The sequence below is a fragment of the Geodermatophilus pulveris genome (assembly GCF_900188375.1).
In the GTDB taxonomy this organism is placed as follows: Bacteria; Actinomycetota; Actinomycetes; order Mycobacteriales; family Geodermatophilaceae; genus Geodermatophilus; species Geodermatophilus pulveris.
The window spans coordinates 1-13,810 of record NZ_FZOO01000009.1 but is presented as its reverse complement, the minus strand read 5'-3'; the positions used below and the strand labels follow the sequence as shown (position 1 = coordinate 13,810).

The 13,810-nt window shown below is 77.1% G+C and carries 12 protein-coding genes and 1 pseudogene; 4 read left to right on the top strand and 9 right to left on the bottom strand.

Translation table 11 applies throughout. From position 1 onward, the window contains the following. The first annotated feature begins 86 nt into the window (after positions 1-86). Positions 87-584: an SRPBCC family protein gene (locus tag CHB98_RS16725; RefSeq protein WP_089306741.1), complete on the top strand. Its 498-nt coding sequence runs from the start codon at positions 87-89 to the stop codon at positions 582-584. Here the strand turns inward: CHB98_RS16725 and CHB98_RS16720 are convergent. The 5 genes and pseudogenes from CHB98_RS16720 to CHB98_RS16700 all read right to left on the bottom strand — a co-directional run bounded on the left by CHB98_RS16720 (position 557) and on the right by CHB98_RS16700 (position 6,514). Beyond that, positions 557-2,743 (bottom strand): glycoside hydrolase family 15 protein, encoded by a 2,187-nt coding sequence (locus CHB98_RS16720; RefSeq protein ID WP_089306740.1) that lies wholly within the window; start codon positions 2,741-2,743, stop codon positions 557-559. The genes CHB98_RS16725 and CHB98_RS16720 overlap by 28 nt on opposite strands. Positions 2,744-2,855: 112 nt before the next feature. Further along, positions 2,856-3,053 (bottom strand): annotated as a pseudogene (locus CHB98_RS22795) (helix-turn-helix domain-containing protein); the annotation flags it as partial. Between the two features lie 91 nt (positions 3,054-3,144). Continuing rightward, entirely contained in the window at positions 3,145-4,347 is a 1,203-nt protein-coding gene (locus tag CHB98_RS16710; RefSeq protein WP_089306739.1) for a cysteine desulfurase-like protein, read from the bottom strand. Between the two features lie 486 nt (positions 4,348-4,833). Further along, positions 4,834-5,040: a hypothetical protein gene (locus tag CHB98_RS16705; RefSeq protein ID WP_089306738.1), complete on the bottom strand. Its 207-nt coding sequence runs from the start codon at positions 5,038-5,040 to the stop codon at positions 4,834-4,836. A 37-nt stretch (positions 5,041-5,077) separates the two neighbouring features. Beyond that, the gene (locus CHB98_RS16700; RefSeq protein WP_089306737.1) at positions 5,078-6,514 is read right to left on the bottom strand and encodes a bifunctional 3-(3-hydroxy-phenyl)propionate/3-hydroxycinnamic acid hydroxylase; all 1,437 of its coding nucleotides are present in this window, start codon (positions 6,512-6,514) and stop codon (positions 5,078-5,080) included. Positions 6,515-6,629: 115 nt separating this feature from the next. Here CHB98_RS16700 and CHB98_RS16695 point away from each other — a divergent pair, with 115 nt between their 5' ends. The 3 genes from CHB98_RS16695 to CHB98_RS16685 all read left to right on the top strand — a co-directional run bounded on the left by CHB98_RS16695 (position 6,630) and on the right by CHB98_RS16685 (position 9,730). Continuing rightward, complete coding sequence (locus tag CHB98_RS16695) at positions 6,630-7,757, top strand: NDMA-dependent alcohol dehydrogenase (protein ID WP_089306736.1); 1,128 nt, start codon at positions 6,630-6,632, stop codon at positions 7,755-7,757. Positions 7,758-7,820: 63 nt separating this feature from the next. After that, positions 7,821-8,714 (top strand): AAA family ATPase, encoded by an 894-nt coding sequence (locus CHB98_RS16690; protein WP_245821274.1) that lies wholly within the window; start codon positions 7,821-7,823, stop codon positions 8,712-8,714. Positions 8,715-9,046: 332 nt separating this feature from the next. Then, positions 9,047-9,730, top strand: coding sequence for a vWA domain-containing protein (locus CHB98_RS16685; RefSeq protein ID WP_245821273.1), 684 nt, complete (start codon positions 9,047-9,049; stop codon positions 9,728-9,730). Positions 9,731-9,738: 8 nt separating this feature from the next. On the opposite strand, the gene CHB98_RS16680 is transcribed toward CHB98_RS16685, so the two are convergent. The 4 genes from CHB98_RS16680 to CHB98_RS16665 form a co-directional block, all read right to left on the bottom strand. Further along, entirely contained in the window at positions 9,739-10,290 is a 552-nt protein-coding gene (locus tag CHB98_RS16680; RefSeq protein ID WP_245821272.1) for a molybdenum cofactor biosysynthesis protein, read from the bottom strand. A 67-nt stretch (positions 10,291-10,357) separates the two neighbouring features. Next, positions 10,358-11,479, bottom strand: coding sequence for an XdhC family protein (locus CHB98_RS16675; protein ID WP_089306733.1), 1,122 nt, complete (start codon positions 11,477-11,479; stop codon positions 10,358-10,360). Beyond that, the gene (locus CHB98_RS16670; protein ID WP_089306732.1) at positions 11,472-12,599 is read right to left on the bottom strand and encodes a vWA domain-containing protein; all 1,128 of its coding nucleotides are present in this window, start codon (positions 12,597-12,599) and stop codon (positions 11,472-11,474) included. The genes CHB98_RS16675 and CHB98_RS16670 overlap by 8 nt, the downstream gene beginning before the upstream one ends. A gap of 46 nt (positions 12,600-12,645) precedes the next feature. Further along, positions 12,646-13,563, bottom strand: coding sequence for an AAA family ATPase (locus tag CHB98_RS16665; RefSeq protein ID WP_089306731.1), 918 nt, complete (start codon positions 13,561-13,563; stop codon positions 12,646-12,648). Positions 13,564-13,810: the final 247 nt, after the last annotated feature.

Sequence of the window (13,810 nt, the reverse complement as noted above, 5' to 3'; positions counted from 1 at the left end):
CATCCGCGACCACTCGGGGCTGGAGGGCTGGGCGACCGACGGGTCACGCGGGCGTCGGCGCGCTGACCGTGGCGCACACTGCCCCGGTGACCCCGGACCTGACCTTCTCGGACTCGATCGTCGTCGCCGCCTCCCCCGAGGAGGTGTACGACCTGGTGTCCGACGTCACCCGCACCGGGGAGTGGAGTCCCGTCTGCCGCGCCTGCTGGTGGGACGACGGTGACGGGCCGCGGGTGGGCGCCCGGTTCACCGGGCGCAACGAGACGCCGGACCGCACCTGGGAGACCCGCAGCCAGGTGGTCGCCGCCGACCGCGGCCGGCAGTTCGCCTGGGTGGTCGGCGAGTCGCTGGTCCGCTGGGCGTTCCGCATGGAGCCGGCCGAGGGCGGCACCCGGCTGACCGAGTCCTGGGAGTTCCTGCCCGCAGGGCTGGCCCGCTTCGCCGAGCGCTACGGGGACGACGCCGAACGCCAGGTGGCCGACCGCACCCGCGCCGCGCACGAGGGCATCCCGGCCACCCTGGCCGCGATCGCGCGGATCGCCGGGTCCGGCCCGGGTCACCCCGGGCAGAGCGACGTCCCGTAGCGGCAGGCGACGACGGACGGCGTGTCGATCGGCCGGCCGGCGTCGATCGCGTGGGCCAGCCGGATGAACCCGGCGTGGCTCCAGGTCAGCGGCGTGGCCGCGGCCGTCGGCTCGCCGGGCTCGTAGTCCGACCCGGGCGCGGACGGCGGCCGGTCGTCCCAGACCTGCTCGGCGAGGAAGTGCGACCGGTCGTCGGCCGAGCGGGCCATCGTGTCCAGCCGCTCCTGCGGGCCCTCGGCCGGGGCCAGCCCGGCGGCCAGCTCGTACTCGCCGCGCTCGCCGGTCAGCAGCGGCCAGCCCCGGCCGATGGTCAGCCCGGTGCCGGCGTCGACGGACTCCCACTGGCTGCCGTCGGCCTGCTCGCCGTAGCCGTCGAAGCTCGACCGGTGCCAGAACCGGCCGTTGGCGGTGTCGTAGGCCAGCTGCGCGTCCACCAGCTCCAGGGTGTGCCGCACCACCGGGTCGGCGGCGTCGACCACGCCGAGCCGGACGAGGTCCAGGAAGCTCGGGTCGAGCACCCGGCGCTGGTCGACCAGCGGGCCGCCGTCGGCGATCTGGATCTCGGTGCCGGCGTCGGCGTCCCCGTCGGCGGTGATGCGGAGGTGGTAGGGCTCCGGGGAGAGCGGCCCGGTGGTGGTCACCGTCCAGGCGGCGAGCTGCTCCCGCCAGCTGTCGGCGGTGGCCAGGTAGGTGTCGGCCCGGCCGGTGTCGCCGTTGGCGCGGGCGATGTCGGCGGCGGTGACCAGCCCGGCGATCTCGGTGGCGATGGTGTTCGGCGAGTACCCGCCGAGGTTCTCCCACCGCTCCTGCTCGCTCGCGGGGCCCTCGGCGACGATGAAGTCCGCCGACAGCCGCACCCGCTCCCAGTCCGCCGGCCCGGTGCGGCCCAGCTGCCAGGCCAGCACGATCGGCAGCGCGACCTCGTCCATCTGCAGCCCGCCGAACACCGGCTCCCCGTCCAGCCGGGCGTTCTGCGGGAAGGACCCGTCGGGGCGCTGCTGCACCTCCCACAGGTGGTCCAGGGCCCGCTCGGCGGCCGCGACGTCGCCCATGGCCCGCAGGCCGCTGGCGATCTGGTAGAGGTCGCGCGACCACACCTGGTGGTAGACGGGGAAGTGCTGCAGGTCGTTCGCCCAGGCCCACGGCTTGCCGGGGGCGGCGACGAACCCGCCGCGGAAGGTCTTGTCCTCGGCCGCGGCCAGCACCATCGCCGAGACGTCGTACTCGGTGCGCCACCGCTCCGCGCTGGCCGGCACCGGGGCGAGCGTGTCCAGGTAGCCGTGCCAGCCCTCGGTGTAGGCGGCCAGCGCCGGCCCGAAGCCCCGCTCCAGCGCGGCGTCCGCGGCGCGCGCCGCGTCGTCCTCGCCCGTGCCGAAGCCGAGGGCCAGGGTGAGCTGCTGGGCGCCGGCCAGCCCGGTGAGCCCGGTGCGGCCCACCTGCACGACGTTGCCCGGCGTGGGGGCGTCCCAGGTGTCGTCGAGGACGGAGTCCTCCCGCAGGTCGGCCCAGCCGTCGCTGCGCTCGAGGTAGCCGCTGGAGGTGTCGGTGAGGCCGCCGGAGGCGACCACGGCGCTGCTCAGCGCCCCGTCGGTGGCCAGCAGCCGGCCGTCGACCGAGCGGCCGGTGTCGTCGTTGGCGTTGAGGCCCAGCCCCACGTCGTGCAGCACGTACACCTGGTAGGGCTGCCCGTCGAGGGACTCCACCCGGACGTCGACGAGCACCGCGGGGCGGTCGGGGTCGGTCGTGTAGGTCTTGGTGACCCGGTACCGGCCGCTGGTGGCCGTGTTGACCTGCCGGTACACCAGCGCCCGCGGGTCGAGCAGCTCGACCACGGAGTCGGTGGCCTCGCTCTCCCGCTCGGCGAAGGTCCGCCCGTCGCTGACGACCAGCTCGGTGCTGCGCGAGCTCGGCGTGTCGATGCGCGGGGCGAACACCTCGCTGAGCACGCCGTCGCGCAGCGTGTACCAGACGGTGCTGTCCAGGGCGCCGATCGCCGTCCCGAAGCCGTCCTTGTCGCCGGGCACCCAGTCCGCAGCCTGCCCGGGCGACCCGGGTGCGGCAGGCGCCGCCTGAGCGGCGGCGGGGACGACGGCGCCGAGGACGAGCAGCCCGGCCAGCACCGCGCCCCCCGCCAGCGGTCCTCTGCGCGAGCGGCTCACCGGCTGCCTCCTCGGTGTGGTGCGGCTCACCCACGCTAGGCAGGCCGGGCCGCGACACGCCAGGCGGCGGCTGGATGAGCCCGAGCTCCGACCTCACGTACACCGCCTCGGCGCGGCGGCTGACCGCCAGCGTGCGCATGACGTTGCCGACGGGGAACTCCGCCGTGGTCGCCGAGATGCACCGCTCCCGGCCGATCGCCTCGTCGGACAGCCCGCGGGCCAGCAGGGTGAGGACCTGGCGCTCGCGGGCGGTGAGGTCCGGGCCGCTGCGGGCCGCGGGCGGCGGCGCGGACAGCGAGCGCACCACCATCGTGGCGCTGTGGCTGCCGAAGGCGCTCTCCCCGCGGCGCACGGCCCGGATGGCGGCCACCAGCGCCACGGCGTCGACGTCCTTCTCCTCGTCAGGTGTCGAGCCACTCCCCCAGGCCGGCCAGCAGGCGGTCGACGTCCTCGTCGTCGTTGTACGGCGCCAGCCCGACGCGCAGGCCGCCGGTGTCCCCGAGGCCCAGGTGGCGGGACGCCTCGATCGCGTAGAAGGACCCGGCCGGCGCGTTCACCCCGCGGCCGGCCAGGGACCGGTACGCGTCGGCGGCGTCCCGGCCGGCGAAGGTGAGCAGCAGGGTCGGCGTCCGGCGCCCGGCCCGGGACCACACCGTGACGCCGGGCAGCGCGCGGACGCCGTCCTCGACGCGCTCCCGCAGCCGGTCCTCGTGCGCCTCCAGCCCCGCCATGCCCGCGGCCAGCCGGGCGCGGCGGTCCCCCTCCGGACCGCCCAGCCCGGCGAGGAAGTCGACCGCGGCGGTGGTGCCGGCGAGCAGCTCGTAGGGCAGCGTGCCCAGCTCGAACCGCTCGGGGACGGCGTCGGTGGAGGGCAGCAGCTTGTCCGGGTGCAGCGTCTCGAGCAGCGCCGGCGCCGCGACCAGGCAGCCGAGGTGCGGGCCGAGGAACTTGTACGGCGAGCAGGCGTAGAGGTCCGCACCCAGCGCGGCGACGTCGACCGCGGCGTGCGCGGTGAGGTGCACCCCGTCGACGTGCACGAGGGCGCCGGCATCGTGGGCCAGCGCGCTGATCGCGGCGACGTCCGGCCGGGTGCCGATGAGGTTGGAGGCGCCGGTGACCGCGACCAGCCGGGTGCGGTCGGACAGGACGGCGGCCACCGCCTCGGGGGTGAGCTCGCCGGTGGCCGGGTCGAAGTCCGCCCAGCGCACGGTCGCGCCGCGGGCCTGCGCGGCCTGCACCCACGGGCGGACGTTGGCGTCGTGGTCCAGCCGGGTCACCACCACCTCGTCGCCGGGGCCCCAGCCGGCGGCCAGCGTGCGGGAGAGGTCGTGGGTCAGCTGGGTCATGCTGCGCCCGAACACCACGCCGCCGGGCTCGCCGGCGACGAGGTCGGCGACCGCCCGGCGGGCGGCGAGGACGACGTCGTCGGCGTTCCGCTCGGCCTGCGTCGTCCGGCCGCGGTTGGCCATCGGCGCGGTCATGGTCGCGGCGACGGCGGCGGCCACCGACTCGGGGACCTGCGAGCCGCCCGGCCCGTCGAAGTGGGCGGCTCCCTCGCGCAGGGCGGGGAAGCAGGCGCGGACGGCGGCGACGTCGTAGCTCACCGCGTCAGCATGCCGCTTCGCAGGATGTGCACGAACTGCGGTCTCCGGCCGGCCTGGTCCGCGGTTCGTGCACGAGGTGTCGGTCAGCCCGGCGGCGTCCACCACCACGGCAACCGGGAGGCTCCGCCCTCGGCCGACGGCAGGGACCGGACATCAGGACCCCTGCCGCGCGGCGCAGCTCCCGGTCCTCGGGCACCACACCGCGACGCGCCAGCCGGACGACCCGACCGAGCCGGCCGGACGGGAGGTACCCGGCCGCCTCGACGAGGCGGCGGCTGTCCCGAGCGAGGAGTGGACCGGACACGGCTCCGTAGAGGACGCTGCCAGGCCGGGGCCCTCAGCAGGCGTTCGCGCACCGCGCCATGGTCGGCGGGGCGTCAGGGACCGGCCGGCCGGTCACCCGGTCGGGCGACCGGCGCCGCCGAGTGCCCGCCCATCGTGGTCCCGGGTCGCCCGAGACCACGGTGAGCGCGCAGTCGCGGCAGGTCAGCGGCCGAGCAGGCCGCCCAGGCCGCCACCCCCGCCGCCGAGCTTGGTGACCAGGTCCATCGGGGACAGGCCCAGCTTCTCCAGCAGGCCGGCGTGCTGGTCGGTGTCGACGGTGCCGGGCAGCTCCTGGTCGGCCTGCTGCGCCTTCGCGTCGTCGCCCTGGGAGCGGAGGAGGTCGAGGATCTGGTTCTTGTCGATCTGCATGCACCCGGCCCTACCCCGAGCCGGGCCCGCCACCCGCTCAGGACGCGGCCAGCACGATCCGGTCGGGCCGGACGACGACGCTCGCCGCGCGCCCGCCGCGCAGCCACCCGGTGAGCGCGCCGGAGACGTCGGCCACCTCGACCTCCCCGCAGCCCTCCGGCCGGACCGCCAGCCGCCCGGGGGCGAGCAGCCGCAGCCGCGCGGTCCCGGGCCCGAGGACGTCGTCCACCGGCACCTCCTGGCCGTCCAGGCTCACCGGGGCGCGGGGCAGCAGCGTCCCGGCCAGCCGCCGCCCGGCCCGCCCGCGGCGCACCACCAGCGGGCCGCGGCGCAGCGGCGGCGTGCGGCTGCCGGCGGCGAACCGGGCGACGGCGGGCAGCCGGTCCACCCCGGCCAGCACCGCGCGGCGCAGCACCGCCGCAGGCCGGCCGCCGCCGGTCATCAGCCCGCCGACGAGCAGCGCGAGCCGCACCAGCGACCGCGCGTGCGGCGCCCGCTCGGCGCGGTGGGTGTCCAGCAGCCGCTCGGGCGCGGTCCCGGCCAGGACGGCGGCCAGCTTCCAGGCCAGCTGGTGCACGTCGCGCAGGCCCAGCCCGAGCCCCTGCCCGATGAACGGCGGGGTGAGGTGCGCGGCGTCCCCGGCGAGCAGCACCCGCCCCGAGCGCCAGCGGTCGGCCACCTGCGCCCGGTAGGCGTACTCGGCGACCCGCACCACCTCTGCACCCGCCGCGCCGTGCGGGGCCAGCAGCTCCGGCAGCCGGGCGGCCAGCTGCTCCCCCGTCTCGCCGGGCAGCAGGCGGAACTCCGCCCGGTAGCGGTCGCCGGCCACCGGCATCAGCGTCGCCGGCCGGTGCGGGTCGCACACCTGCTGCACCCCGGGCCACAGCGGCAGCGGCCGCGCCGAGCGCAGGTCGGCGACCAGCCAGCGGTCGGGCCGGCCGAGGTCGCGCATCCGGGCGCCGACCAGCCGCCGCACCGTGGAGTTCGCCCCGTCGCAGCCGAGCACCGCCGCGGCGGGCACCCGCGTCCGCGCCCCGGACGACCGGTCGAGGGTGACGACGCCGTCCGCCGTCAGGTCCACGACCTCGCAGCCGGCGCGCAGCTCCACGAGCGGCTCCCGGCGGACGGCGGCCAGCAGCAGCTCCTCCAGATCCGGCTGGGAGAACATCGACGCCTGCGGCCAGCCGTGCGGCCCGGACGACGGCGCGCGGGCGAACTCGGCGAGCACCCGCCCGACCCCGTCGACCAGGCGCAGCCCGCGCACCGGCCGGCTGACCCGCAGGAAGTCCTCGGCGACGCCGGCGTCGGACAGCGCGCGCAGCGCCTCGTCGTCCAGGTGCACCGCGCGCGGCAGGCCGTAGGGCCCCGGCTGCCGCTCGAGGACGACGACGGCGAGCCCGCGGCGGGCGAGCAGCAGCGCCGCGGTGAGCCCGACCGGGCCGGCGCCGACGACGACCACCGCGCTGCCGGGCACCCGGACAGCGTCGCAGGTGCCCCCGACGTTGCACCGGCCTACCCAAGGTGTGACAGACGCCATACGGTGCGGCTCACGGTCATGCGCTGGTGCATGCCAGAGACAGGAGGTCTCCGTGCCCGTCAACACCCGCGGGGCGATCATCCGCTCCGCCCCCGGCCAGTACGAGGTCACCGACCTGGTGGTCGACGACCCGCGGCAGGGCGAGTTGCAGGTGGAGCTCGCCGCCTCCGGCCTGTGCCACTCCGACGACCACGTGGCCACCGGCGACATCCCCGCCGGCCACTACCCCATGTGCGGCGGCCACGAGGGCTCCGGCGTGGTCACCGCGGTCGGCCCGAACACCCCGGGCTTCGCCGAGGGCGACCACGTCGTCTTCTCCTTCCTGCCCGGCTGCGGCCGGTGCCGCTGGTGCGCCGGCGGCATGCAGTACCTGTGCGACTCCGGCGCCAACCTCCTCTACGGGTCCCGCTGGGACGACCAGGAGAGCTACCGGTTCGCCCTCCCCGACGGCACGCCCGTCTCCCAGATGTGCGGCCTGGGCACCTTCGCCGCGGTCACCACCGTCGACGTGCGCTCCACGGTGAAGATCCCCCAGGACATCCCGCTGGAGGTCGCCTGCCTCACCGGCTGCGGCGTCGGCACCGGCTGGGGCTCGGCGGTGACCGCGGCGGAGGTCCAGCCCGGTGAGACGGTCATCATCATGGGCATCGGCGGCATCGGCATCAACGCGGTGCAGGGCGCTGCCTTCGCCGGCGCCAGCCACGTCATCGCCGTCGACCCGGTGGCCTTCAAGCGGGAGAAGGCCCAGGAGCTCGGGGCGACCCACGCGTTCGAGGGCGTCGAGGAGGCCGCGGACTTCGCCCGCAGCGTCACCGACGGCCAGGGCGCGGACAAGGCCATCGTGACGATCGGCGTCACCAAGGGCGAGCACGTGGCCCAGGCGTTCTCGTCGGTGCGCAAGGCCGGCGTCGTCGTCGTCACCGGGCTCGGCGACATCACCCAGGTCGGCCTGCCCATCTCCATCGGGGAGCTGACCCTCTTCGCCAAGGAGATCAAGGGCGCCATGTTCGGCGACCAGAACCCCAGCGCCGACATCCTCAAGATGCTGCGGCTCTACCAGGAGGGGCGGCTCAAGCTCGACGAGCTGGTCACCAAGCAGTACACGCTCGACACGATCAACGAGGGCTACGAGGACATGCACGCGGGCAGGAACATCCGCGGCGTGCTCATCCACTCGTAGCCCCCTCGCGGCCGGGGCGTCCCTTCCCGGGGCGCCCCGGCCGCGTGTCCACCGAGGAGCAGCGTGACCACCACCCCCGCACGGCGGCTGGACGTCACCGGCATGGTCCGGGTGGCCCGCGAGCGGGTGGTCGCGCGCGTCCGGGAGGCCGAGGTGGTCGCCGCCGCCCTGTCGGCCGGCCGCAACGTGCTGCTCGAGGGCCCGCCGGGCACCGGCAAGACCACGCTGCTGCGCGCGCTGGCCGACGGCGCCGGCGTGCCGCTCGTGCTGGTCGAGGGCAACGCCGAGCTCACCCCGACCCGGCTGGTCGGACACCACGACGCCTCCCGGGTGCTCACCGAGGACTACCGACCGGAGAACTTCGTCCCCGGCCCGCTGACCCGGGCGATGACCGACGGCGCCGTCCTCTACGTCGAGGAGCTCAACCGGGTGCCCGAGGAGACGATGAACGTCCTGCTCGGCGTGCTGTCCGAGCGGGAGATGCACGTGCCCCGCTACGGCCGGGTCGCCGCCCGGCCCACCTTCCGGCTGGTCGCGGCGATGAACCCGTTCGACGCGGTGGGCACCGCGCGGGTCACCCCCGCCCTGTACGACCGGTCCTGCCGGGTCGCCATGGGCTACCAGGACGAGGACGCCGAGCTGGCGGTCGTGGCCGCCGCGACCGGGGGCCCCGCGCCGCTGGTCGCCCGCGCGGTGCGCACGGTGCGGATCACCCGCGACCACCCGGAGCTGCGGATCGGCGCCTCGGTGCGCGGCGCGATCGACACCGTGCTGATCGCGGTGGAGCTGGCCGTCGTCCGGGGGCAGGAGGGCGCCGGCGGGGACACCACCGGCCTGGACGCCGCCCTCGCCGCGCTCACCGGCAAGGTCACCCTCGCCGACGGCGCGGCCCGCCCGGTCGAGGACGTCGTCGCCGACATCTGGCGCCGGGCGGGTGAGGAGCTGGGAAAAGGCTGACCGCCGACGCGGCGGACCCGCCCTCCCCCGGTGCACCGGCGCCCCCGCCGCCGGGCGGGCGCCCGCCGCAGCCGGCCGCGGTCGAGGACCCCGCCGACGTCGAGCAGCTGCTGCGCCGGCACGCCGCCCGCCGGGCCGGCCGCGACGAGCTCAGCCGCGCGCACCCGGAGTTCCACCAGGTCTCCCCGCAGGCCGGCCAGCTGGACGAGCAGGCGCTGCGCGACCTCGCCGAGCGGGACCCGGAGGCCGCCACCCGGCTGCTCACCGCGCTGGGCCGCGCGTTCGACCCCGGGCTGCGCGCCGCCGCGCGCGCCCTGGCCGCCCGGCTGCCGGTGGCCGCCCCGCGCACCGGCGTCCCCGACCGGCCGGGCACCCGCCGGGTGGTGACCCGCCGGGACGACACCGGCAGCGACGTCGACCTGGACGCCACGCTGGCCGCCCGCGGCGCCGAGCCGCACTGGCGCGCCGACCACCTGCACACCCGCGGCTGGCGGGCCACCGGCCGGGCCTGCGTGCTGCTGGTCGACGCCTCCGGGTCGGTGGCCGGGGACGAGCTCGCCGTCGCCGTGCTGACCGCCGCGGCGCTGGCGCAGCGGATGCGGCCGGGCGACGAGCTCGCCGTCGTCGCGTTCTGGTCGAAGGCGGTGGTGCTGCGCCCGCTGTCGGCCGACCCGCGCGCCGACGTCGCCGTCGACCGGCTGTTCGACCTGCGCGGCGGCGGGACGACCGACCTCGACCTGGGCCTGCGGACGGCAGCCGCCCAGCTGGCCCGGGCGCGGGCGGCCGCCCGCGACGTGCTGCTGCTCTCCGACGGGCTGGCCACCGAGAGCCCCGACCCGCTGCCGGCGGCCGCGGCCCTGGCCCGCGCGGGCGCCCGGCTGCACGTGCTGTCCCTGGCCGAGGACCTGGAGTCGGTGGCCGGCTGCGCCGCCCTGGCCACCGCCGGGGGTGGCCGGGTGGCGGCGCTGCGGCGGGCCACCGACGCGCCGGCCGCCGTCCGCACCGTCCTGGGCTGAGCCGCGAGTCAGGCCGGGGCGGGCCGCCGGGCCGGCCGCACGGCGTCCCCGGCCCGCGCCGGGTCCAGCGGGACGGCGCTGCTGAGCACCGCGGGTCCGAGCCGCAGCACGCCGTCCGAGAGCGCGGCGCAGCGCACCCCGCCGCGGCCGCGCGCCGCCGCGTGCGCGCCCGGGGCGAGGACGACGTCCAGCCAGGCGCACGGGTGGGCCGGCCGCCCGCCGCCGAGCACCACCGGCCCGTCGCCGCAGTCCAGGGCGAACCGCTGCGCGCGCAGCGCCTCGACCTCCGCACCGCGCAGGACGACGGTGCGCCGGGCCAGGTGCGGGTCGAACGGCGCGGCACCGACCGCGGCGGCCACCGCCTCCAGCGCCTCGACGGCGAGCACGGTCAGCTGCGCGTCGCGGTGGGCGGGACGGCCGGCGTAGCGGTCGCCGACGACGCCGTACCCGGCGCGCACCTCGACCGCCGTGCGGCGGTCGCCGTCCTGCGGGGGCACCGGCCCGGCGGGCCGCCCGTCGTAGCGGTGCACCGGCGAGGCGAGCAGCGCGACGACCTCCACCTCGTACCGCAGGAGGACCCCGTCCTCCCCACCCCTCGCACGCTCGCGGCGGGGCCCGGGACGGGGCCTAACGGTCGGCCGTCCGGTGGATCGGGCCGTCGGTGCCGGTCAGCCGCTCCCCCGAGCCGCCCCAGCGCCCGGCGATGATCTCCGCGGCGATCGAGACCGCCGTCTCCTCCGGGGTGCGGGCGCCGAGGTCCAGGCCGATCGGCGAGGACAGCCGGGTCAGCTCCTCCTTGGTCAGGCCCGCCTCCTCCAGCCGCACCAGCCGCTCCTCGTGCGTGCGCCGCGAGCCCATCGCGCCCACGTAGGCGACCGGCAGCCGCAGCGCGACCTCCAGCAGCGGGACGTCGAACTTCGGGTCGTGGGTGAGCACGCACAGCACCGTGCGCTCGTCGATCCGGCCGGCGTCGACCTCGGCCTGCAGGTAGCGGTGCGGCCACTCGACGACGACCTCGTGCGCGTCGGGGAAGCGCTTGGGCGTGGCGAACACCGGCCGCGCGTCGCACACGGTCACGCGGTAGCCGAGGAAGGCGCCGACCCGGGCGACGGCGGCGGCGAAGTCGATGGCGCCGAACACGACCATCCGGGCGGCCGGGGCGAAGGCGTTGACGAACAGCGACAGGTCGTCGCCGCGGCGCTCGCCGTCGTGCCCGACGTGCAGCATCCCGGTGCGGCCGGCGGCCAGCATGCCTCGGGCGTCGTCGGCCACGGCGTCGTCCAGACGCTGCAGGCCGAGGGTGCCGGAGCTGCGGTCGGGCCAGACCACGAGCCGCCGTCCCACCCGGTCCTCCGGGCCGGCGACGCAGGTGACGACGGCGACCGGCTCGTGCGACTCCACCGACTCGGCGACCTCGCCGAGCTCGGGGAAGGACTCGCGCGACACCGACTCGACGAAGACGTCGAGGATCCCGCCGCAGGTCAGCCCGACGGCGAAGGCGTCGTCGTCGCTGACGCCGTACCGCTCGAGGGTCGGGACGCCGCTCTCGACGACGTCCCTGGCCTCCTCGTACACCGCGCCCTCGACGCAGCCGCCGGACACGCTGCCGACCGCGGTGCCGTCCGGCCCGACCAGCATCGACGCGCCGGCCGGGCGAGGGGCCGAGCGCCAGGTGGCCACCACCGTGCCCATCCCGACGGTCTCGCCCGCCTGCCACCAGCCGACCAGGTCCTCGAGCACGTCACGCACGCTGGATCACCCCTGCCAGTTCCTGGAACGCGGCCAGGCTGTGCCCGGCCACGAAGTGGTCGACCGACGGCAGCGCCGCCTGCATCCCGCCGGTGAGCGGCTGGTAGCCCTCGCGCCCCTTGTGCGGGTTGACCCACACGACCGCGTGCGCCAGCCGCTGCAGCCGCTCCATCTGCCCGGCCAGGACGTCGGTGCCGCCCCGCTCCCAGCCGTCGCTGCAGACCACGACGATCGCGCCGCGGGCCGTGCCGCGCTGGCCCCAGCGGTCGAGGAACGCCTTGAGCACCTCGCCGAGCCGGGTGCCGCCGGACCAGTCCGGGATCGCCGAGCCGCTGGCCGCGAGCGCCTTGTCCGGGTCGCGCAGCCGCAGTTCCCGGGTCACCCGGGTCAGCCGGGTGCCCACCGTGAACACCTCGGTCACCGCCGGGTGCGCCCGGACGGCGGCGTGCGCGAAGCGCAGCAGCGCGTCGGCGTAGGGGCTCATCGAGCCGGACACGTCGACCAGCAGGACCACCCGGCGGGGGCGCGGGCGGGCCCGCCGGTGCAGCAGCCGGGTGACCTCGCCACCGTCGCGCAGCGCGCGCCGCACGGTGCGGGAGGCGTGGACGGCGCCGTGCGGCCCGGGCCGCCGGCGGCGGGACAGCCGCATCGGCGCGGCCGGGGTGAGCAGCGCGAACAGCCGGCGCAGCTGCTCGCGCTCGGCGCCGGTGAGCTCCGCGACGTCCCGGTGCCGCAGCACCTCGTCCGCGCTGGCCTGCCCGGACATCTCCGGAGGCGTGTCGCCGTCCCCCTCGCCGGGGCCGGGGTCCAGCGGGGCGGTGGTGACCGTCCGCTGGACCTCCCGCGGCGCGGGGGGCACCGGCCGCGGCGACTCGCCGCCGAAGTACGCGGCGAAGGCGGAGTCGTAGCGCTCCAGGTCGTCCGGGCCGGCGCAGAGGGTCAGCCGGCCGGACCAGTAGACGTCGGTGGCGTCGAGGACGTCGAGGGCGGCGACGGCGGCCAGCATCGCCTCGACCCGGTCCGGGGAGGCGCCCACCCCGGCGACGCGCAGCGTGCGCGCGAAGCCGAGCACGGTGTCGACGACGTCCCGCCGCCGTGAGGCATGGGAGGCGACACCCACGTTGTGGGCCCTCGAGACGTGGGTGTTGCCTCCTGTGCCGGGGGCTTCAGCCGCCACCGAACAGCGCCCCCCTCGCCATCGCGTGCACGCGGTCGGTGTCCTCCCGGTACTTGAGGACCGCACCCAGCGTGCGGGCGGCGACGTCCGGGTCCAGGTCCCGGGCGCCGAGGGTGTGCAGCGCGGTGGCCCAGTCCATCGCCTCGGCCACGCCGGGGGGCTTGAGCAGGTCCAGGGTGCGCAGCTTCGCCGTCGCGCGGGCCACCTCGCGGGTCAGCCGCTCGGTCACGTCGGGCAGCCGGCGACGCAGGATCGCCACCTCGCGGTCGAAGTCGGGGTGGGCCAGCCAGTGGTACAGGCAGCGCCGCTTGAGCGCGTCGTGCACCTCGCGGGTGCGGTTGGAGGTGAGCACCACCAGCGGGGGTGTCTGCGCGCGGACGGTGCCGAGCTCGGGGATGGAGATGGTGAAGTCGGAGAGGACCTCGAGCAGGAAGGCCTCGAACTCGTCGTCGGCGCGGTCGACCTCGTCGACGAGCAGCACGCTCGGGGAGTCCTCCAGCGCCTGCAGCAGCGGGCGGGCGAGCAGGAAGCGGCGGTCGTAGAGGGAGGCCTCGAGCGTCTCGGTGTCGGCGGTGGCGTGCGCGGCCTCGGCGGCGCGCAGGTGCAGCAGCTGCCGGCCGAAGTCCCAGTCGTAGAGCGCCTGGCTGGCCTCCAGCCCCTCGTAGCACTGCAGCCGGTACAGCGGCCTCCCCGTGACCTCGGCCAGGGCGCGGGCCAGCGCGGTCTTGCCGACGCCCGCCTCGCCCTCGAGGAACAGCGGGCGGTGCATCGCCAGCGCCAGGAAGGCGGCGGTGGCCAGCCCCTCGTCGGGCAGGTAGCCGGTCGTCTCGAGCGCCGCGGCCAGCTCGTCCGGCCCGCCGAACGCGCCGTCCGCTCCGGGCACCGGCAGCACCGTGGTCTCGCTCACGTCCCGAGCATCCCACCCGGGCCGGCGGAACGGCCCTGCCCGGTCGGGCGGCGCCCGGATCGGGGCCGGCTCCCGGGACGGCAGATGGCCGGCCGGGAGCGGTCTCCTCGGCCGGCCACCGCCGTCAGGTGCCCGGGCCTGCCGGGCGGGGAGCTCAGCTGCGGCGGTCCGTGGTGCCGGGGCCGTCGACCTCGATCTCCTCCTTGCGGACGGTCTCGTCGACCTGCACCTGATCGGTGACGGTCTC